Source organism: Kaistia soli DSM 19436, from assembly GCF_900129325.1.
GTDB classification, from domain to species: Bacteria; Pseudomonadota; Alphaproteobacteria; order Rhizobiales; family Kaistiaceae; genus Kaistia; species Kaistia soli.
The window spans coordinates 410,030-430,389 of record NZ_FQUP01000003.1 but is presented as its reverse complement, the minus strand read 5'-3'; the positions used below and the strand labels follow the sequence as shown (position 1 = coordinate 430,389).

General features: G+C 65.0%; 16 protein-coding genes. 11 read left to right on the top strand and 5 right to left on the bottom strand.

What is annotated here, in order from left to right:
• Positions 1-226 precede the first annotated feature (226 nt).
• The 3 genes from BUB39_RS15390 (at position 227) to BUB39_RS15380 (ending at position 5,675) form a co-directional block, all read left to right on the top strand.
• Positions 227-1,324, top strand: coding sequence for an efflux RND transporter periplasmic adaptor subunit (locus BUB39_RS15390; RefSeq protein ID WP_073054930.1), 1,098 nt, complete (start codon positions 227-229; stop codon positions 1,322-1,324).
• On the top strand, positions 1,321-4,419 hold the full coding sequence (locus BUB39_RS15385; protein WP_073054928.1) for an efflux RND transporter permease subunit: 3,099 nt from the start codon (positions 1,321-1,323) through the stop codon (positions 4,417-4,419). The genes BUB39_RS15390 and BUB39_RS15385 overlap by 4 nt, the downstream gene beginning before the upstream one ends.
• Before the next feature lie 200 nt (positions 4,420-4,619).
• A complete protein-coding gene (locus BUB39_RS15380; protein ID WP_073054926.1) occupies positions 4,620-5,675 on the top strand; it encodes an AI-2E family transporter in 1,056 nt (351 codons plus the stop codon).
• Positions 5,676-5,685: 10 nt separating this feature from the next.
• Here BUB39_RS15380 and BUB39_RS15375 read toward each other — a convergent pair whose 3' ends face one another.
• From BUB39_RS15375 to BUB39_RS15365, 3 genes are all read right to left on the bottom strand, one after another.
• Entirely contained in the window at positions 5,686-6,864 is a 1,179-nt protein-coding gene (locus tag BUB39_RS15375) for an alpha/beta hydrolase (protein ID WP_084527450.1), read from the bottom strand.
• 148 nt (positions 6,865-7,012) lie between these two features.
• Positions 7,013-8,764: a YbaL family putative K(+) efflux transporter gene (ybaL, locus tag BUB39_RS15370; protein ID WP_073054924.1), complete on the bottom strand. Its 1,752-nt coding sequence runs from the start codon at positions 8,762-8,764 to the stop codon at positions 7,013-7,015.
• A gap of 165 nt (positions 8,765-8,929) precedes the next feature.
• Complete coding sequence (locus tag BUB39_RS15365; protein ID WP_342169195.1) at positions 8,930-9,730, bottom strand: L,D-transpeptidase; 801 nt, start codon at positions 9,728-9,730, stop codon at positions 8,930-8,932.
• Between the two features lie 386 nt (positions 9,731-10,116).
• On the opposite strand from BUB39_RS15365, the gene BUB39_RS15355 reads away from it, so the two are divergent.
• The 8 genes from BUB39_RS15355 (at position 10,117) to BUB39_RS15320 (ending at position 18,396) form a co-directional block, all read left to right on the top strand.
• The gene (locus tag BUB39_RS15355) at positions 10,117-11,211 is read left to right on the top strand and encodes an ATP-dependent DNA helicase (RefSeq protein ID WP_073054920.1); all 1,095 of its coding nucleotides are present in this window, start codon (positions 10,117-10,119) and stop codon (positions 11,209-11,211) included.
• A gap of 168 nt (positions 11,212-11,379) precedes the next feature.
• Positions 11,380-12,870, top strand: coding sequence for an IMP dehydrogenase (guaB, locus tag BUB39_RS15350; protein WP_073054919.1), 1,491 nt, complete (start codon positions 11,380-11,382; stop codon positions 12,868-12,870).
• A 5-nt stretch (positions 12,871-12,875) separates the two neighbouring features.
• Positions 12,876-13,280, top strand: a complete 405-nt coding sequence (locus tag BUB39_RS15345) for an MAPEG family protein (RefSeq protein WP_073054917.1) — start codon at positions 12,876-12,878, stop codon at positions 13,278-13,280.
• Between the two features lie 17 nt (positions 13,281-13,297).
• Positions 13,298-13,666: a DoxX family membrane protein gene (locus BUB39_RS15340; RefSeq protein ID WP_073054915.1), complete on the top strand. Its 369-nt coding sequence runs from the start codon at positions 13,298-13,300 to the stop codon at positions 13,664-13,666.
• A gap of 25 nt (positions 13,667-13,691) precedes the next feature.
• The gene (locus BUB39_RS15335; protein ID WP_073054913.1) at positions 13,692-15,005 is read left to right on the top strand and encodes an RsmB/NOP family class I SAM-dependent RNA methyltransferase; all 1,314 of its coding nucleotides are present in this window, start codon (positions 13,692-13,694) and stop codon (positions 15,003-15,005) included.
• Positions 15,006-15,087: 82 nt separating this feature from the next.
• Positions 15,088-15,363 carry a hypothetical protein gene (locus tag BUB39_RS15330; RefSeq protein WP_073054911.1) on the top strand — a complete coding sequence of 92 codons (276 nt, stop codon included), beginning with the start codon at positions 15,088-15,090 and terminating at the stop codon, positions 15,361-15,363.
• An 88-nt stretch (positions 15,364-15,451) separates the two neighbouring features.
• Entirely contained in the window at positions 15,452-17,014 is a 1,563-nt protein-coding gene (gene guaA / locus BUB39_RS15325; RefSeq protein ID WP_073054909.1) for a glutamine-hydrolyzing GMP synthase, read from the top strand.
• 236 nt (positions 17,015-17,250) lie between these two features.
• Entirely contained in the window at positions 17,251-18,396 is a 1,146-nt protein-coding gene (locus BUB39_RS15320) for a LacI family DNA-binding transcriptional regulator (RefSeq protein ID WP_073054907.1), read from the top strand.
• 128 nt (positions 18,397-18,524) lie between these two features.
• Here the strand turns inward: BUB39_RS15320 and BUB39_RS15315 are convergent, their stop codons facing one another.
• On the bottom strand, positions 18,525-19,475 hold the full coding sequence (locus BUB39_RS15315) for an amidohydrolase family protein (protein ID WP_073054905.1): 951 nt from the start codon (positions 19,473-19,475) through the stop codon (positions 18,525-18,527).
• Positions 19,472-20,347 carry an aldo/keto reductase gene (locus tag BUB39_RS15310; RefSeq protein ID WP_073054902.1) on the bottom strand — a complete coding sequence of 292 codons (876 nt, stop codon included), beginning with the start codon at positions 20,345-20,347 and terminating at the stop codon, positions 19,472-19,474. The genes BUB39_RS15315 and BUB39_RS15310 overlap by 4 nt, the downstream gene beginning before the upstream one ends.
• Positions 20,348-20,360 lie beyond the last annotated feature (13 nt).

Sequence of the window (20,360 nt, the reverse complement as noted above, 5' to 3'; positions counted from 1 at the left end):
GGATCGTCAGCATAGTGGTGGGACAGGTTGCTCATCACACGGACGCGCCAAATAGGTAGTTTCCGCGGAGCCGGCACTCATCATCGACCTGCCGCATGCGCGTTTCGGGGGGCGGCCGAGCTCGGTGCTCGCGCTACTTGAGCGCAGTCCCTTGCAACGCTGCGAGTAGCGTGGCTTCTCTGTCGACGGTTCAAAGGCTGGGATTCTCGTTGTGACGATATCGGCAATGAAGTCGAAGGCGGGTTCGTCGTTCCTGCGCACGGTCGCCATCCTGAGCGTGACGGCGGCCTTGCTGTCAGCCTGTGGCCGCGAGGACGAGGCCAAGGCGCCCGCGCCGCGTCCGGTGCGTACCGTAACGGTGGAGCGCGCCCCAGCGACCGAATCGGTTGTCCTGACGGGTCAGGTCCAGGCCCAGAACGAAGCGGCGATGGCGTTCCGCATCGGCGGGCGCATGATTGAGCGTCCGGTCAATGTTGGCGACAGCGTCAAGGCTGGCCAGATCCTGGCAAAGCTCGATCCCGTCAACGAACTCAACACGCTGCGCTCGGCCAATGCCGCGCTTTCAGCGGCTGAAGGGCAATTGGTCCAGGCCGAGAACGCTTTCGAGCGGCAGGATCGGCTGCTTGCCAGCGGGTTCACGACACGGGCCAATTGGGATCAGGCGCAGCAGGCGCTCCGCACCGCGCGGTCGCAGGTCGACGATGCCGAAGCACAGCTCGAAATCGCACAGGACCGCGTAAGCTTCACTGAGCTCAAGGCCGATGTCGACGGCACGGTAACGGCGCGCGGTGCCGAGCCGGGCGAGGTCGTCCAGGCCGGGCAGATGATCGTTCAGCTTGCGCGCCGCGACGGCCGCGACGCCGTGTTCGACGTTCCGCCGCAAGTGCTCCGCACCGCGCCGCCTGACGCCGAGATCACGGTTCGCTTGACCTCAGACCCGAATGTGACCGCCATCGGCCGCGTTCGCGAAGTGGCCCCACAGGCTGACGCGCAGACGCGCAACTTCGCCGTCCGCGTCGGCATCAATGCGCCGCCCGCCGCGATGCTGCTCGGCTCGACCGTGACAGGAACGCTCAAAATCAGCGGCGCGCCGGTCATGGCGCTGCCTGCGACCGCGCTGACAACCAATGAACAGAAGCCCGCCGTCTGGGTGGTCGACCCCGCGGCCTCGACGGTTTCGCTGCGCAATGTCGAGATCGTGCGCCACGATCCGGGGACGGTCATCGTCGCCGACGGCATCGCGCCGGGCGACGTCGTGGTGACGGCCGGCGTCCAGGCGCTGCATCCGGGCCAGACCGTCCGCCTCGTCGGGGCGACGCCATGAAGGGTATCAATCTCTCGGCCTGGGCGCTGGGGCATCGGTCGTTCATCATCTACTGGATGATCGCGATCATCGTCGCCGGCGCCTCCGCCTTCATCCATCTCGGCCGGGCCGAGGATCCGGCGATCACGATCAAGACGATGATCGTGGGGGCCGCATGGCCGGGCGCGACGCTCGAGGACACGCTGCAGCAGGTGACGGAGCGGCTGGAGCGCAAGCTGCAGGAGATCCCTGAGGTCGACGACATCCGGAGCGAAACCAGCGCCGGCCGGACGACACTTTTCGTCAATCTGAAGGACAAGATCACCTCGGCCGAGGTGCCGGGCATCTGGTACGAGGTTCGCAAGGGCATCGGCGATATCCGCGGAAGCCTGCCACAAGGCGTCGTCGGGCCGGTTTTCAACGACGACTTCGGCGATACCTTCGGAACGATCTACGCCTTCACCTCCGATGGCTTCACGCATCGTGAGCTGAGGGATTATGTCGAGGGCGTCCGATCGAAGCTGCTCTCGGTCCCTGACGTCTCGAAGATCGACATTTTGGGCGCGCAGGACGAGCGCATCTATGTCGAATTCTCGGCCGAGCAATTGGCCGGCCTCGGCATCGACCGCAACCAGCTCATCACGGCGCTCCGCGCGCAGAACGTCGTCAGCCCGGCCGGCGTGCTGGAGACCGGCGACGAGCGCATCGCGGTCCGGGTCACCGGCGCGTTCGAATCCGAGAAGGACCTGCTCGACATCAATTTCGTCGCGAATGGTCGCCTCATCCGGCTGCGCGACATCGCCGAGGTCCATCGCGGCTTCGCGGATCCGCCGCAGCCGATGTTCCGCGTCAATGGCAAGCCGGCGATCGGCCTCGCGATCTCGATGAAGGACGGCGGCGATATCCTCGCGCTTGGCGGCAATATCCGCAATGCGATGAACGAGGTGACGGCCGAACTGCCGCTCGGCATCGAGCCGACGCTCGTCGCCGACCAGGCCCAGGTCGTCGACGAGGCGATCGGCGAGTTTACGACTTCGCTCTGGCAGGCGATCGCCATCATCGCCCTGGTGAGCTTCGTCAGCCTCGGCATTCGCGCGGGCACCGTGGTTGCACTCGCGATCCCGCTGTCGCTCGCCATGGTTTTCGCGGTGATGGACATCGCTGGGATCGATCTGCAGCGCATCTCGCTCGGCGCGTTGATCATCGCGCTCAGCCTGCTGGTCGACGACGCGATGACGACGGTCGATTCGATTTCCTCACGGCTCGCCAATGGCGAGACGAAAGAGGCAGCGGCTGCGAACACATTCAAGACTCTGGCGCTCGCCATGCTGACTGGGACGCTGGTCACGGCCGCTGGCTTCGTCCCGATCGGCTTTGCCCAGAGCTCCGCCGGCGAATACACCTTCTCGATCTTCGCCGTGGTCGGCATCGCGCTGGTCGTCTCCTGGATCGGCGCGGTGACGTTCTCGCCGCTGATCGCCGTGCTCCTCCTGAAGAAGCCGGACCCCAAGACGGTCGATGCGCCTCCCGGCTTTGTGGCGCGGACGTTCCGGACCATTCTTCTCGCCGCGATGCGCATGCGCTGGGTTACGATCGGCGTCGCCGTGGCGTTCTTCGTACTCGCTTTGTTGACGCTGCCGCATGTCCCGCGCCAGTTCTTCCCGGCCTCGGATCGTGCCGAGCTGCTCGTTGATCTCCGCCTGCCACAGAATGCTTCGATCGAGGCGAGTGCCGACGCGTCGGCCAAGCTCGACGCGATCCTCGGCGCCGATCCGGATGTTGCGCGCTGGAGCACTTATGTCGGCCGCGGTGCGATCCGTTTCTACTTGCCGCTGAATGTCGAACTCGCCAATCCGTTCTTTTCTCAGGCGGTGGTGATCGCCAAGGACGTCTCGGCGCGCCTTCGCTTGCAGGAAAAGCTCGAAAAGGTCCTGGCCGAGGATTTCCCGGGCGCCGTGACGCGCGTCTCGCCGCTTGAGCTCGGCCCGCCGGTCGGCTGGCCGGTGCAGTATCGCGTCAGCGGACCCGACATCGAGCAGGTGCGCCAGATCGCGCAGCAGCTCGCCGGCGTGCTTTCGTCCAACCCGGATGCGCTGCGCGTCAATTATGACTGGATGGAGCCGGCGCGGATGGTCCGCGTGAAGATCGACCAGAATGAGGCGCGCCTGCTCGGCCTGTCCTCGCAGGCGCTCGCCGCTGCGCTGAACTCAGTCGTAACGGGCTCGACGGTGACGCAGGTTCGCGACGACATCTATCTGATCGACGTCGTCGCGCGGGCGACGAGCGCCGAGCGGCTGTCGCTGGCCAATCTTCGCACGCTGCAGATCCCGCTCGCCAACGGGCGGAGCGTGCCGCTGTCGCAGGTCGCTACCTTCGATTTCGGACAGGAATATCCGCTGATCTGGCGGCGCGACCGCGTGCCAACGCTGACCGTTCAGGCCGACGTGAAGCCCGGCAGTTCGCCCGAGGCGGTGGTTGAGACGCTGACGCCAGCAGTTGCCAAGCTGTCGGCCACGTTGCCAGCCGGCTATCACATCGCAGTCGGCGGCACGGTGGAGGAGAGCGCATCGTCGCAAGCCTCCGTCATGGTCGTCGTGCCCTTCATGCTGTTCCTGATGATCAGCTTCCTGATGGCGCAGCTACAGAGCTTCAGCCGACTGCTGCTCGTCGTGAGCGTGGTGCCGCTCGGTCTCATCGGCGTCGTCGGCGCACTGTTCATCTTCAATCGCCCGCTCGGCTTCGTCGCGATCCTGGGTATCCTGTCGCTGATGGGGCTCATCGCGAAAAACGCCGTCATCTTGATCGAGCAGATCGAGGCGGAGCGACGAACCGGACAGCCGGTCTGGGATGCCGTGGTCAATGCCACGGTCTCGCGTTTCCGGCCGATCATGCTGACCGCCATCTCGACCATCCTCGGCATGATTCCAATCGCGCCGACGATTTTCTGGGGGCCGATGGCGTTCGCGATCATGGGCGGCCTGTTCGTTGCGACGCTGCTGACGCTGGTGTTCCTGCCGACGCTCTACGTCACGTTCTTCCGGATCAAGGAAGGCGAGGGCGCTCCGGCACCGACGCCGCCCGCGACCATGCCGCCAACGGAACCGATCGCCGCCTGAGGCCTCTCCGGCCGTCGACCAGTCGGTGCCGCGCTCGTGGCAGTGGCTCAGCCAGGTTGAGAGCCGCCACCGTGCTTGCGGCCTGCGCGGTTTGCTGCTCTGCAAGGGCAGGAGGCCTGGGCCGCGGAAGATAGACGCTCCGGCGGGAGTAACCTTCGGGCGACTGGTCAGGCCAGCGCATCTTGCTTCGAGGATAGGCAATGACTGACCTGCTGCCGACCGATCGCCGCGCCAGCGGCTCCTCGCGCAGCGGCCTCGCGACGGCGCTCATCGTCCTCGCCGTGCTGCTTGCGCTCGCCTTCGTCTGGTTCACCGCCTCGAGCCTGCTTGTCATCTTCGCGGGTATTCTCTTCGCGGCCTTCCTCGATGCTTGTGCGCGCGCGCTGAAGCCGATTCTGCCGGTCGGCCGAACGATCCGGCTCGTCATCGTGATCGCGGCACTGTCGCTGCTTGCCATCGTCGGAACCGTCCGCGGCGTCGTCCAACTCCCCGAACAGGTCCGCAGCCTGATCGCGATCATCGATAGCCAACTGGACTTCCTGCAGGAAAAGCTGCTCGCCTTCGGCATCGAGTCGCTCGGGCCGGAAGGCGGTCGCAATTTCCAGGGCCTGCTGCCGGACATGGGGCAGATGTTCGGCCATGCGCAATTCGCGGTCGGGACGGCCACAAGCGTCCTGACGACGACGATCGTCATCGTCTTCGTCGGGTTGATGTTCTGCTTCGATCCCGCGAGCTATCGGGATGGTGTCGTGCGGCTGGTGCCGATCGGGCGCCGCGATCGTGTCCGGTCTGTCATGGACGAAATGGGCGGCGCGCTCCGCGCCTGGCTGATCGGGCAGGCGGCACGCATGCTGTTGATGGGCGTCGCCGTCTGGATCGCGCTCTATGCGCTCGGCGTCCCCGGCGCCTTCGTGCTCGGCATCCAGGCTGGCCTCCTCAACTTCATCCCCTATCTCGGGCCAATCGTCGCCGCGATACCGGTCGCCCTCGTTGCCATGCCGCTTGGAACGGCGATGCTCATCTGGGCGGTCGGCATCTACACGGTGATCCAGACGGTCGAGGGCTACATCATCGGCCCATTGATCCAGAAGAAGGCTGCCGAGGTTCCGCCGGCCTGGACGCTGGTTGGCATCGTCATCGCCGGGACGCTGTTCGGCACACTCGGCGTCGCGCTCGCGATGCCCCTGATGGCGATCGGCCGCATCGCGCTGATCCGCTTCTATGTCGAGGACTGGCTCCGCGACCGCGCCGGCTGACTGGCCTCGATCAGTTCCGCGCCATGCTGCCGAAGATCATGACCGGCGCCGAGAGCACCACGCCGGCGACCGAGCCGATCGTCTGGCCGGCACCCTGCGCCGTCGCGCCGATCTGCGCCGCTGGCGCATCGGCGTCGGAGATGAGCTGACCCGCCGCCATTCGCCCGCCGAGTAGCTGGACGATCTCCGGGCTGGTGGCGAATTTCGAATGGTTGAGGCGGTCGCCATTGCTGAGCGCCGAGAGGTCGATCACGGTGACGTCGTTCGCCCTCTCGAACTGCGAGAGATAGGGCTCGCGCGTCAGATCGACGGCCCCGACCCGCGTGACGCCGCCTGACAGCAGGCGCGAAACGCGCAGCGCGCGATCGTTCGACGAGACGAAAATCGTGATGTGCGGGCGCTTTGGCCCGATCTCTTCCATCTGGCGATGAAAGACGTCGAGATCGAGATCGGGCGAGGCGAGGATGACATTGCTGACCTTCGCCGGCACGCGGCCATCCTGCAGAGCGATCTGCCGCAGCGCCTCCACGGCCACCCAGCCGCCCATGGAATGCGCCATCACGGTCACGCTCGAGACATTGGGGCTGCGGGCAGCCGCGCGGATGACGAAGGCAAGGTCGCTGCGCGAGAAATTGGCGCTCTCGCGATCGTAATTGTAGTCGAGCACGCGTCCGCGTGATGGCCACGAAAACAGCACCGGTGCCGCTTGCTCGTTGCTGTCATGCACGATCTGCGCGAAGCGGAACACCGAGGCATCGAAGGGCGTGTTGAAGCCGTGCACGAAGATGAGCACCGGCCGCGGCTTGCCGTTCCGCTTCGTGAACCACCTGGAAATATCCGCCGCCTTGATCGGCGTTACCGATGTTGCGACGAAGTCGTGGACCGGGTCGCCCGGGACCCGCCGCGGCCACTGAACCTGACCGATCGCACGATCCTTGGGGATCGAGATGACGACATTGGCGAGCGACAAGCCGGTACCTCGCTCACCGTTGAAGAAGACGCCCGGGGCCGGGTCGGCGGCGCGCGTGGTCGCGACCAGCATGTCAACGCTGCCGGCTGCCGCGGGGTCAGTGGCCACCGGCGTCAGCGCGCCCTCTGGCCGCGACGCGCAACCCGCGAGGACGAGAGTCGCCAAAACCATGCCGAGCAAACCGCGCCAGCAATTGCTCAGATCCTTGCCGGCGCGCATTGCTGCTCCTGTCCACGAAATCGGGCGCCGCCTGCAGCGGCCTGATGACGGGTCAGGATAGAGAGCGCTCGTGTCGCGGTGAAGTCGGCGCGCGCCGACCCTCGCCGGATAGACGATTTGCCGTCGCGCTGCGCTTTTGCGGCAACGCTCAGACGGCGCCGACCGCAGCGGCATCCGCGCCCGGCGAGGCGGGCTTGTCAGTTTCCGGGTCGCTGGAAACGGAGCCGAGCATCCCCAGCGCGATCTCGCGTTCGCCCATGATCGCCAGATTGGCGCCGTAGTCGACCAGATGGGCAACCTCCGCGTCGGTGCGGCCGCGGGCGATGATCTGCATCGAGCGATTGAGGCTGCGCGCTTTCGACACGATCTGACCAGCCTCGAAGGCGTCGGGAATGGCGATCAGAAGGTGGCTGGCGCCGGCGATATTGGCCGCCGCCAGAACCTCGCCTTCGACAGCGTTTCCAAGGATCACCTCGGCGCCGGTCGCGCGCGCCTCCTTGGCGCGCTCATCGCCGTTCTCGACGACAAGATAGGGCCGTCCCGCCTTGCGAAGACCCTCGGCCACGATGCGGCCGACGCGGCCATAGCCGATCACCACTGCATGGCCGGAAAGGCGGGTCGGCGAAAGATCGCGCGCCTGCGCCGCAGCCTCGGTCACCTCGGCGGCGCGCACCGCCGCGCGATGGCCTTCGCCGGTACGCTGGTAGATCAGCTTCGCTGCGCCGAACACCAGCGGGTTCAGCATGATGGACAGGATGGCGCCGGCAAGGATCAGGTCGCGTGCGGTCTCGTTGATAAGGCCGAGGCCAAATCCGAGTGCCGCCAGGATGAACGAGAACTCGCCGATCTGCGCAAGGCTCGCCGAGATGGTCAGCGCGGTGGAGGTCGGATATCGGAAGGCCTTGACGATGAGGAAGGCGGCGATCGACTTGCCGACAAGGATGATCGCCAGGGTTCCGAGAAGAAGCAGCGGCTCCTTCATGACGATGTGCGGATCGAACAGCATGCCGACCGACACGAAGAACAGCACCGCGAAGGCGTCGCGCAGCGGCAGCGTTTCCTCCGCAGCGCGCTGCGAGAGCGGCGATTCGCTGAGGATCATGCCTGCGAAGAACGCGCCGAGGGCAAAGGACACGCCGAACAGCGCGGCGGCACCGAAAGCGACGCCGAGCGCGATCGCCAGCACCGCCAGACGGAACAGTTCGCGCGATCCAGTATGCGCCACATAATGCAGCGCCCATGGGATGAAGCGGCGGCCGACAATCAGCATGAAGGCAACGAAGGCGGCGACCTTGCCGACCGTCAAAGCGAGGATGCCGACGAGACCGAAGCCGCTTGACCCGGCAAGCCCGGAACCGCTGGCGGTGCCGCCCGTAAGGATCTCCGCCAAGGCCGGCAGCAGCACCAGCGTCAGCACCATTGCCAAATCTTCGACGATCAGCCAGCCGACGGCGATCTTGCCGCGGTCGGTATCCATCAGCCGCCGCTCCTGCAGCGCCCGCAGCAGCACCACGGTGCTTGCGACAGACAGAGCGAGGCCGAATACAAATCCGCCGACGAGCGGCCACCCGACTGTCCAGCCAAGCCCCATGCCGAGAAGCGTCGCCGCGCCGATCTGCACGATCGCGCCCGGCAAAGCGATCGCCTTCACCGACATCAGATCCTTCATCGAGAAGTGAAGGCCGACGCCGAACATCAGCAGAATGACGCCAATCTCGGCCAGTTCGTTGGCCAGGCCCTGGTCCGCGACGAAGCCCGGCGTCGATGGACCTACCAGAACGCCCGCAAGCAGATAGCCGACAAGGGGCGAAATTTTCAGGCGATGGGCGATGACACCTAGGATGAAGGCGAGGACGAGGCCAATGACGATCGTCGCGATGAGCGGCGTGTAGTGAGGCACGGGTCACTTTCTGGTTCGGGGCGGGCGGATATGGCCAAGGTGGAGATAACCGCCGACCGGTTCAACCAGAAATCGGGTAAGTCAGAGCCTTTTTGGGAGCCTCGCCGGAAAAAAGAGGCCCTCCGGAGAGGGCCTCGATTGCGTGGTGGACGATGGCGGAAGCGATCAGCCGCTGGCGCCGCCGGGCAACGTCGTGTTGGACGATGTCCGGGCCGGAACGGGATCCGGAACCGCGCCGCCATGACTCTGATAGACAGCGACCGGATCCGGCTCGACATTGCCGAGCACCTGGACGCGCGTCCCAAGCGGAACGCGGCTGTAGAGGTCAATGATGTCCTGGTTGATCAGGCGGATGCAGCCGGACGACAGCGACTTGCCGATCGACCAGGGCTGTGTGGTGCCGTGGATACGGTAGAGCGTGTCGACCTTGCCCTGATAGAGATACATCGCGCGGGCGCCCAGCGGATTGCCGGGACCGCCGGGCATGCCGTCGGGCCACTTAGCCGCTTCCGGATCGCGCGCCATCATCTCCTTCGGCGGATGCCACATCGGCCATTCGCGCTTGGCCTGGATCGTCGCATCGCCGGACCAGGCGAAGCCCTGGCGTCCGACGCCAACGCCGTAACGAATGGCAGTGCCGTTCTCGAACACCAGATAGAGGAAGTGATTCGGCGGATCGATGACAATCGTACCGGCATCGGCCTGCATGCTGGCCGGGATCGTCACGACCTGGCGAAGGAACTGCGGGTCCATCTTCCGGGTATCGACTGCCGGAACCGGGAACGGCTCCGTGTCGATGGCGGCATACATCTGGGCGAAGCCCTGGTCGATCACCGGCCCAGACGCGGTCGGCGATGGGGCCGTGACGTCGACCGACTGACAGCCGGCAAGTGCGATCGGCAAGCCGATCATGAAACTGCGACGGCTGAGCTTTCCAGTCGTCTCATTAGGCTTCGCTTGGTTCAAAGCCTGACCCTTTCGACTACATATGGACGGGATAAGAAACGTTCACGCGGCATGGACATCGACCACCGGGGGGACAGTCGCTGAGCCGTTGTCGCTATTTTCGTTCGCCTTAGCATAGGAATGGTAACCGACTTGCAGGACTGCCGCGAAAATCCGCCTGGATGACAATTCGGCAACATTTCGGCGCAGCAACCCGAGACCAGTCTTGTCATCGTTTTCATTCGGCGACAGTTCCGCCGAAACAAAGGCGAAGCAGCCCCACTTACGCCACGATGTCACCTAACCCCTCCAATGTTGCCGCAATGTCACATTCGCGCTGTCGTCCGATGCCGTGAATCGGCTATCAGCCATCATTCGGCTTCGTACTCCGCTTCGAAGGAAACGCCATGCGCTGGTCGCCCCAGCAGGAAGATGCGCTCGCCGGTGTCGCCGCGTGGCTGAAGCGCGGCGATTCGCCGGTATTCCGCCTGTTCGGCTTTGCCGGCACCGGCAAGACAACGCTTGCGCGACATATCGCGGAGGGGATCGACGGCAAGGTTGCCTTCGCGGCTTTCACCGGCAAGGCGGCTCATGTGCTGCGATCAAAAGGCTGTGAGGGCGCGGGCACGATCCACAGCCTGATCTATCGGCCACGCTCGGGCGACGACGAGGAGCAGCCAGTTTTCGCCATCAACCATGACAGTGCCGCCGGTGAAGCAGAGCTGATCATCATCGACGAATGCTCGATGGTCGATGAAGAACTCGGCCGCGATCTCCTCTCCTTCGGCACGCCTGTTCTGGTGCTCGGCGACCCGGCGCAACTCCCGCCGGTCAAGGGCGGCGGGTTTTTCACCGAGTCCGAGCCGGACCTGATGCTGACCGAGGTGCACCGCCAGGCGCAGGACAACCCGATCATCCGTCTGTCGATGGCCGTACGCGAGGGGCGTGCCCTCGACTATGGCGATTTCGGCGAAAGTCGCGTCATCGGTCGGCGGGACATCGACGCTGCGCAGATCCTCGGAGCGGATCAGGTTCTCGTCGGCACCAACAAGACTCGGCGCTCCTACAACCAGCGCATCCGCGAACTGAAGGGGCTGCTCTCGCCGATGCCGGCCGTCGGCGACAAGCTCGTCTGCCTGCGCAACGACAAGCAGAAAGGGCTGCTGAACGGCGGCACCTGGACGGTTTCGAAGCTCGGCGCCCCGCGCAAAAGCTTGATCCGCCTCGATGTCGTGCCTGAAGAGGATTCGTCCGCCAAGGCCGTCAAGGTCGCGGTGCATCCGGATTTCTTCGAAAATGGCGGCGAGGGACTGTCCTATCCTCAGCGCCGCGCCTCCGATGAATTCGATTTCGGCTATGCGCTGACCGTTCACAAGGCGCAGGGCTCGCAGTGGGACGACGTGGTCCTGTTCGACGAGAGCTGGGCCTTCCGCGAGCATGGTGGACGCTGGCTCTACACCGGCATCACGCGCGCCGCCGAACGGCTGACGGTGGTGCGCTGAGAGGCGCGGCGGGCGCTGCATGCCTGTCCTGCAACGAATGCGTCGCTTCATGCCTTCCAAGGTCGGCGTCGTCATGCTAATGGCACGCGCCAACCTCATTTTCCTACTCGCCCGCCGATGGTCGCCCGACCTCCGGCCGGTTTTTCGCATTCGAAGGGAAGCGTTGGCATGGCACAGATCATCGAGCTTACGACCGGTCGCGAAGCTCTGACTTTCGACGATGTGCTGCTTCAGCCGGGGCATTCCTTCGTCATGCCGGGCGAAGTCGACATCCGGACCCGCCTCACGCGGACCATCGAACTCAACATTCCCATCATTTCCTCGGCGATGGATACGGTCACCGAGGCGCGTCTCGCCATCGCGATGGCACAGGCCGGTGGTCTCGGCGTCATCCACCGCAACCTGACGCCCGAACAGCAGGCCGAGGAGGTCCGCCAGGTCAAGAAATTCGAATCGGGCATGGTGGTGAACCCGGTCACGATCGGGCCGGACGCGACGCTCGCCGAAGCCCTTGCGCTCATGAAAGCGCATCGCATTTCCGGCATTCCCGTCGTCGAAGGCAATGGCAATCCCGGACGCCTCGTCGGCATCCTCACAAATCGCGACGTGCGTTTCGCGTCCAATCCCGGCCAGCGCGTCTACGAGCTGATGACGCGCGAAAACCTCATCACGGTGAAGGAAGGCGTCAGCCAGGCCGAGGCCAAGCGGCTGCTGCACACCAATCGGATCGAGAAGCTCGTGGTTGTCGACGAGTCCTATCGCTGCGTCGGCCTCATCACCGTGAAGGACATGGAGAAGACGCAGCTCAACCCGAATGCCGCCAAGGACGAGCAGGGTCGCCTGCGCGTCGCCGCCGCGACCACCGTCGGCGAGAACGGCATCGAGCGTTCCGAGATGCTGATCGACGCCGGCGTCGACCTCATCGTGGTCGACACGGCACACGGCCATTCGCAGCGCGTCCTCGACGCGGTCGAGCGGGTCAAAAAGCTCTCCAACCGCGTCCAGATCATCGCCGGCAACGTGGCGACCGCCGAGGGCACACGCGCGCTGATCGATGCCGGCGCCGATGCTGTGAAGATCGGCATCGGCCCGGGCTCGATCTGCACGACCCGCGTCGTTGCCGGAGTCGGCGTGCCGCAGCTGACCGCGATCATGGAGGCCGTCGCCGTTGCCGATAATGCTGATGTCCCGGTCATCGCCGATGGCGGCATCAAATATTCCGGCGATCTCGCCAAGGCGCTTGCCGCCGGCGCCCGCTGCGCGATGATCGGCTCGCTGCTGGCCGGCACAGAGGAAAGCCCCGGCGAGGTCTATCTGCACCAGGGCCGCTCGTTCAAAGCCTATCGCGGCATGGGATCGGTAGGCGCGATGGCGCGCGGCTCCGCCGACCGCTATTTCCAGGCCGAGGTGCGCGACACGCTGAAGCTGGTGCCCGAGGGCATCGAGGGGCAGGTGCCCTATAAGGGGCCGGTCTCGGGCGTGTTGCACCAGCTTGCCGGCGGTCTTCGCGCCGCCATGGGCTATGTCGGCGCCGAAGATCTTGCCGCCTTCCGGGAACGAGCCCGCTTCGTCCGTATTTCCTCGGCGGGGCTCCGCGAAAGTCATACCCATGACGTCACGATCACGCGTGAGAGCCCGAACTATCCGGGAATCGGCTGATCATTATGCTTAAGACCGTCATCCTCTGGCCGGCCATCGCGCAGGCCGTCCTCATCTTCCTGTCCTATGTCAATCTCGGCCGAGCCCGCTCGGCGGCGGTCAGGAACGGGCTGGCCAAGGACACGGACTTCCCGCCCGGCAACGAGCCGCCTGAATCGGCGGCGGGCCGGCGGCTCGTTGCCAACCAGTTCGAATTGCCGGTGCTGTTCTTCGTCGTCATCGCCTTCCTGATGATGATCGACGGCGTTTCCATCATCGAACTGGCCCTTGCGTGGCTGTTCGTCGTTGTGCGCGCGATCCACATGATCGGCAGCCTCAAGGGGCCGTTGATGCTCCGCCATGCGAGCTTCTTCGTGGCCTTTCTGATAGTGGTGGCGCTCTGGGCGGATCTCGCGATCCGACTTCTCTGAAGCGGCGAGGGGAGCCGATGGATCTGACGAATGTCGCGCTTGTGGGCCGTCTGCTTGTTGGCGCGCTTTTCGTCGTCATCGGCGTCCGTCTGCTGATCGGCCGTCGTCCGGTCGCGATGCTGCTTGGCTCGAAGCGACTGCCGCAACCGCTCGGGATCGCCATTATCGGCGGCGGCATCGAGATCGTGCTGGGCCTTGCCGCGATCGTCGGTGTCGCGCTGCCAGCAGTGTTCGTCGCCATGGCCCTCTTTGTCGTCGCCGCCACGGCGATGGTGCATGACTTCTGGAACAAGAAGGGCATGGCACGGACGCTGGATGTGAATGTCGTGCTGTCAAATGGCCTGATCGTCGGCGGCCTCATGGTAATGGCCGCCTATCCATGGTGACGGCCGACAAGGGAATAATCGCTACATGACGCCTGTCGCCCGCATCTCGGCCGCGATCGAGGTTCTCGACGATATCATCGACCGCCGCCGCCCCGCCGCCGACGCGCTCAAGGATTGGGGCCTTTCGCACCGGTTCGCCGGTTCGAAGGACCGCCGGGCGATCGGCGATCTGGTGTTCGATGCGCTCCGTCACCGCAGTTCCGCGGCCTTTGCCGCTGGCGACGAAAATGGTCGTGCCATCATCCTCGGTCTCTTCCGTGTCCATCGCGGCCTCGATGTGCCCTCGATCGAGCGGTTGATTTCCGGCGAGCGGTTCGCGCCGCTGCCGCTGACCGACGAGGAGAGGGCTGTCCTTGGCGCCGATCGCCTCGCCGAGGCGCCCGATCATGTTCGCGGTGATTATCCCGAATGGCTGGCGGAGGAACTCGGCCGTGTCTTCGGCGAGGATGTCGTTGCCGAGATGCAGGCGATGGCCGCATCCGCGCCGCTCGATCTCCGCGTCAACACGTTGAAGTCCGAGCCCGACAACGCGGCCCGTGAGCTGACATCTGAGCTCGGCCGTGCACCCGAGCGTCCCGCGCTGTCGCCGCTCTGCCTGCGCCTGCCGCTGGAGCCCGAGCGCGGCGAGCCGCACATCGCCTCGACCGAGTGTTTCCTCAAGGGCCATATCGAGATCCAGGATCTCGGCAGCCAGCTGGCAGCGGAATTCGCCGGCGCACGGCCCGGCATGCAGGTGCTCGATTTCTGCGCCGGCGGCGGAGGCAAGACCCTCGCCATGGCCCCGGCCATGCAGAATCACGGCCAGATCTTCGCCTATGATTCCGATCGTCGCCGCCTCGCCCCGATCCACGACCGGCTGGCCCGAGCCGGCATCCGCAATGTTCAGGTCCGGACGCCGAAGCCGGGCAGCGACGTGCTCGACGATCTCGAAAAGCGGATGGATCTCGTCCTCGTCGATGCGCCTTGCACCGGAACCGGCACCTGGCGCCGCAACCCGGACGCCAAATGGCGCATCCGCCCCGGCAGCCTGGCCGAGCGACAGAAAGACCAGGCGGCCGTGATCGAAGCGGCGGCACGCTATGTGAAGACCGGTGGGCGGCTCGCCTATATTACCTGCTCGCTGCTGGAATCGGAGAATTCTGACCGCGTGGCCGCCTTCCTGGCTGACCATCCCGGCTTCGAGGCCGTCGATCCGGAAACGCTGGTCGCGGCCTATGAGACGGAGGCGATGATCGAAACCGGCGACGCCGTGCGCCGCCTTCCGCTCGGGCTGATGCTGACGCCGCGTCGCAGCGGCACCGATGGCTTCTTCATCGCCGTGCTTGTACGGCGAAGCTGAGGACGGCAGATCCGCCGACCTCGACACCCGGCCGCCCCACCACTAGAAGGGCAGGCTCGATACCACTGAACGGAGATCATCCATGCGCGGGCTTGTCAGGCTCATCGTTCTCGCCATCGTCGTGATCGGCGGCTACTGGGCCTACTATGTGTTCGCCGCTGCCGATCCGAACGACCGCTTCGGCGTCGAGATCAACAAATACATGCCCGAGCAGGCCCGCAAATTCGCCTGCGACAAGCTGAAGGAGCGCTTCGGCGCCGTCACGGCACCTGAAGGCTGCGCTGCCTATCCGAGCTGGGCCGGCACGCCGGTCGCTGCGCCGCCGGCAACGCCGGACGCCGCGACGACATCGCCCTGACGAGACTAGAGGCCGGCCTGAGCGCCGGCCTCTTGCTTCGATCGATACTTTCGCCCGTTCGCCCACCCTCTCTCCGCCGGATCCGCTCATGCCCGACAGCATTCTCATCATCGATTTCGGTTCCCAGGTCACGCAGCTCATCGCGCGCCGCCTCAGGGAAACCGGTGTCTATTGTGAGATTCATCCTTTCCAGAAGGCCGAGGAAGCCTTCGAGCGGCTGAAGCCGAAAGGCGTGATCCTCTCGGGAAGCCCCGCGAGCACCGTTGATATCGGCTCGCCCCGCGCGCCAGAAACGGTGTTCGACGCCGGCGTGCCGGTACTCGGCATCTGCTATGGCGAGCAGACGATGAGCGCCCAGCTCGGCGGCAGCGTCGAGGTCGGTCATCACCGCGAATTCGGCCGCGCCTTCATCGAGGTCAAGAAGCCGTCCGCGCTGTTCGAAGGGCTGTGGGAGCCCGGCAGCCGCCATCAGGTCTGGATGAGCCACGGGGACAAGATCACCGCGATCCCGGAGGGCTTCGAGGTCATCGCGGTCTCCGAGGGCGCGCCCTATGCGGCGATCGCCAACGAGCAGCGTCGTCTCTACGGTGTGCAGTTCCATCCCGAAGTGCTGCACACGCCGGATGGTGGCAAGCTGCTGGCGAATTTCGTCCATCAGGTCGTCGGGCTGAAGTCGGATTGGACGATGTCGGCCTATCGCGAGCAGATGATCGCCAAGATCCGCGCGCAGGTCGGCAGCAAGCGGGTGCTCTGCGCTTTGTCGGGCGGCGTCGACTCGGCCGTGGCCGCCGTGCTGATCCACGAGGCGATCGGCGAGCAGCTCACTTGCGTCTTCGTCGATCACGGGCTGATGCGCCTCGGCGAGAGCGATCAGGTCGTGTCGCTGTTCCGCGAGCATTTCAACATCCCGCTCGTCCATGTCGACGCGTCCGATCTCTTCATCGGCGAACTCGAGGGCGTCTCTGACCCCGAGACCAAACGCAAGATCATCGGACGCCTGTTCATCGACGTGTTTGAGGCCGAAGCGAAGAAGATCGCCAGCGACGGCAAGGGTGCGCCGGAATTCCTGGCGCAGGGAACGCTTTATCCTGACGTGATCGAGAGCGTGTCGTTCTCGGGCGGCCCGTCGGTGACGATCAAATCGCACCACAATGTCGGCGGTCTGCCGGCCCGGATGAACATGAAGCTCGTCGAGCCGCTGCGCGAGCTCTTCAAGGACGAGGTGAGGGCGCTCGGCCGCGAGCTCGGCCTGCCTGACTTCTTCGTCGGCCGCCATCCGTTCCCGGGGCCTGGCCTCGCAATCCGCTGTCCGGGCGGGATCACCCGCGAGAAGCTCGACATTCTCCGCAAGGCCGACGCCGTCTATCTCGACGAGATCCGCAAGGCAGGGCTCTACGACACGATCTGGCAGGCTTTCGCCGTGCTGCTCCCGGTGCAGACGGTCGGCGTCATGGGCGACGGGCGCACCTATGATTTCGTCTGCGCGCTGCGCGCCGTAACCTCGGTCGACGGCATGACAGCGGACTTCTACCACTTCGACATGACCTTCCTCGCCGACGCGGCAACCCGCATCATCAACGAGGTCAAGGGCATCAACCGGGTCGTCTACGACGTCACCTCGAAGCCGCCAGGAACGATCGAGTGGGAGTAGGGGATACAATCGGCGGCAACAGCTTAGTTTCGGCCAAGTCTCGTCGGCCGGAATCCCGCAACGCCGGTTGATATCCGTCAATGACCAACATAATGCTTGCCGCTGGAACTTGATCGGCAAGGGTCTGGAAACCGGCTCTTGATGCAACGCGCGCCATAGCGTCAAACAGGATCGAAACCGAAGGCCAATGGACGGGTTCTCGCTATTGGCCAGCCTGTACCAACTGCAGTGGGCCCATGGACAGTATTCGGCCGGAGAGAAAGAAGTCTTCAGCGGACCTGTCGGCCCGGCGAAGGCGCGGCGATGGACGTCCCACCATCGCCGACGTGGCGGCGCGGGCCGGCGTCGCCGCAATCACCGTGTCGCGGGCGCTGAGCGATCCGTCGCTCGTATCCGACACGCTGCGCAAGACCATCGAAGAGGCGGTGCAGGCGCTCGGCTACGTCCCCAATCTCAGCGCCCGTACTTTAGCTTCGACGCGATCGTCGGTGGTCGGAGTTCTCATTCCGTCCCTGTCGCAGACGGTTTTCACGGATGTACTCCGCGGCGTCTACGATGGTGTCGACGGCAGTCCGTTGACCGTCCAGATCGGCAATACCCGCTATGACGAGGCGGAGGAAGAGCGGCTGATCAAGGTCTTCCTGCGTGAGAAGCCCGCGGGCATGATCGTGTCGGGCATCGACCAGACACCCGAGGCGCGGCGCATGCTCGAAAATGCGGGGTGCCCAGTCATCCAGATCATGGACATCTCGGACGATCCGATCGACCAGATCATCGGTTTCTCCCACTACGACGGCGGACGGAAGGTCACCGAGCACCTGATCGAGGAAGGCTATCGTCGCATAGGCTTCATTGCCGGCTGGGTGAGCCGTCGCTCGTCGGGACGGCTCGATGGGTATCGGGCTGCCCTCGCGGCCGCGGGGCTGCCACAGCCCAGTCTCGAGCATTCGTTTTCACCTGGCTACATGCCCAAGCTCGCCGATGCATCGGAGACGCCCGCCGGCCGGCCGGTGCTCGAATTTGCGACGCCACGCGTCGGTCGCGAATTGTTCAGGGCGGCTATTGCAGCGGATCCAGGGCTCGATGCGGTGTTCTGCAACAATGACATCCTGGCGCTGGGCGTGCTATTCGAATGCCAGGCTCAGGGCATCCGCGTCCCGGAAGATATGGGCATCGCCGGATTCAACGATCACGATTACATGGAATCGGCGTTCCCCTCATTGTCGAGCGGGCGCACGCACCGCTATCGCAACGGCCTCGATGCGGTCGTCGCCATCCGCAGGCGGCTTGGCGGCGCGCCGGTCGGCGAACCCGTGATCGACATGGGCGTGGAAGTGATGAAGCGGCGCAGCACCGACCGGTCCGGCAACCGTCGCGACTAGAGCAGTTCCGGTGAAAGCCGGTTCACAAGAATTGCTCTATCTATTTGTTTTGCCGCATTTTCCTCACGCGAACCGGTGTCCACTTCGCTTGAAAATACTCGAGCGGCGTGCCGGGAATGGCGCGGATATCACCCGCGCGATTTCGACAGTTTCGGGAGTGCCCGCTGCAATACGGTTTCAAGGTGCCCGCCGAGGGTACCCTCGCCACCGGCAGCCAACCAATCCTGGACCAGCCGGCCGGCGATTTCCTGCGGCACCGGCAGGCCGTTGGCCCAAAGCCCGGCAGGAACCTCGTTGATATAGGTCCACGGGTCGAACGGCAGCGCCAACGGCCCGGGCTGGTGCGGGCGAGCGAAATAGATGCGCTCCGCATTGCCACCAAAGAAGGCAGCGCGCTCATCTGCCGTCGGTTCCAGGAAGTCGATCCAGGCCATCGCAGCCGGCATCGTCTCGTTGCGCCAGAACAACAGCGGCGCCTCCGCACCCCACAGGATTCGTGACCAGCCGGCGCGGGCGACGATCGAGCGCGCCCACAACCGAATGGAGGATGCCGGATAGCCGCCATGGCGCGAGAATACGACGGCGAAGCGGGGGTGGGCAAAGAGGCCGGCCACAGGATACTGCTCGAGTTCGTCCGGTTCGCCGCCGCCCGCAAAGTGGCCGCCGATCACCGTGAGGCCTTCATGGCGCTGCAGGGCATCGTGCAAGGCCTGTGCGCAGGCCGCCTCGGCCAGGCGGCCGACCGCCAGCACGACGCCGCCCGCTTCGCCAACGATGTCGAGGAGGAACGGCCGTTCGAGCACGTCACGGGCGGTCATGCGCAAGCCCGTGAAGCCGGCGGCGAGTTGGGCGCGGGCCCCTGCCGCGATCTCGCCGTGATCCTTGCCGAGCGGCACACCGAGACCGCGAAAGATCTCCGGCTGCTCGGTGAACGCCGCGTGGATGCCGGCGAGATCGGGCGAACTGTCGAACGAACTGAGCACGGCTTTCCCGATACCCTCCCGCCGCATGATGCCTCGATAATCGGCGACGGTCTGGAAGCGAGGCAGGCCGGTATGGGAGTATGCGTCGACGATCATTCGGAGTCTTCCGCCTTGTAGACGTCGGCGGTCATCCGCGGCAGCGCGGCGAAGTCGAAGGCAGGCGTGAACCCTTCCAGCAACTCAATGTTCTTGTCGACCTCATGCGGCCAGCGCATGCCGACAATCGGGGCATGCACGCGGGAGTCCGACAGGACGAATTCGAGACAGACCTGGAACAGATCATGTGCCGGCTGCCACTCCGGCGCGAGGTAGCGCGCGGCGCGCTGAAGGATGCCCGAGGTCATGGTCCTCATCGTGACGATGCCGGCCCCAGCCTTGGTGCCGTCGATGAGAAAGTGCTTGGCGGCATGCTGGTAGATGAAGTTATAGGCAACCTGGTACACGTCGATCTCGGGGTGGGCGAGGAACTGGATCGCCGTCCATGGCTCCTCGGCGGTCAGGCCGATGAAGCCAATCTCGCCCTTCTGCTTCAATTCCATCAGGCCCTCCAGGGGGCCGCCCTTGACGATGTGTTGGTACTGCTCTGCGGTGAACATGCCGCCATGGAATTGTACGATGTCGAGCCGGTCTGTGTTCAGCCGCTTGAGGCTTTCACGCACGCTGTTGATGGTCGCCTGCTTGCTCATGCCTTCCCAGCGGACCTTCGTCGCCAGCACCGTTTCGGCGCGGCGGGTCTTCATCACCTCACCGATGATCCGTTCGCTGTTGCCCTCGCCGTAGCCAGGGGCGGTGTCGATGTAGTTGATGCCGTTGTCGAGCGCGTAGTTCACAGTGCCGATTGCGGCGGCTCGGCCCGCGGCCGACCACGGATCCCAGTCATTGGCGCGATTGACGCCGCCAAAGGGATAGCCTCCGAGCGCGATGCGGGAGACCGACAATCCGGTGCGACCGAGGGTGATCTTCTTCATGCCAAGTTCCTTG

Bases quoted from the DNA above. Each gene is read 5' to 3' on its own strand.
- BUB39_RS15390 (WP_073054930.1), top strand. From the start codon at position 227: ATGAAGTCGAAGGCGGGTTCGTCGTTCCTGCGCACGGTCGCCATCCTG.
- BUB39_RS15385 (WP_073054928.1), top strand. From the start codon at position 1,321: ATGAAGGGTATCAATCTCTCGGCCTGGGCGCTGGGGCATCGGTCGTTC.
- BUB39_RS15380 (WP_073054926.1), top strand. From the start codon at position 4,620: ATGACTGACCTGCTGCCGACCGATCGCCGCGCCAGCGGCTCCTCGCGC.
- BUB39_RS15375 (WP_084527450.1), bottom strand. From the start codon at position 6,864: ATGCGCGCCGGCAAGGATCTGAGCAATTGCTGGCGCGGTTTGCTCGGC.
- BUB39_RS15355 (WP_073054920.1), top strand. From the start codon at position 10,117: ATGCGCTGGTCGCCCCAGCAGGAAGATGCGCTCGCCGGTGTCGCCGCG.
- guaB (WP_073054919.1), top strand. From the start codon at position 11,380: ATGGCACAGATCATCGAGCTTACGACCGGTCGCGAAGCTCTGACTTTC.
- BUB39_RS15345 (WP_073054917.1), top strand. From the start codon at position 12,876: ATGCTTAAGACCGTCATCCTCTGGCCGGCCATCGCGCAGGCCGTCCTC.
- BUB39_RS15340 (WP_073054915.1), top strand. From the start codon at position 13,298: ATGGATCTGACGAATGTCGCGCTTGTGGGCCGTCTGCTTGTTGGCGCG.
- BUB39_RS15335 (WP_073054913.1), top strand. From the start codon at position 13,692: ATGACGCCTGTCGCCCGCATCTCGGCCGCGATCGAGGTTCTCGACGAT.
- BUB39_RS15330 (WP_073054911.1), top strand. From the start codon at position 15,088: ATGCGCGGGCTTGTCAGGCTCATCGTTCTCGCCATCGTCGTGATCGGC.
- guaA (WP_073054909.1), top strand. From the start codon at position 15,452: ATGCCCGACAGCATTCTCATCATCGATTTCGGTTCCCAGGTCACGCAG.
- BUB39_RS15320 (WP_073054907.1), top strand. From the start codon at position 17,251: ATGGACAGTATTCGGCCGGAGAGAAAGAAGTCTTCAGCGGACCTGTCG.
- BUB39_RS15315 (WP_073054905.1), bottom strand. From the start codon at position 19,475: ATGATCGTCGACGCATACTCCCATACCGGCCTGCCTCGCTTCCAGACC.
- BUB39_RS15310 (WP_073054902.1), bottom strand. From the start codon at position 20,347: ATGAAGAAGATCACCCTCGGTCGCACCGGATTGTCGGTCTCCCGCATC.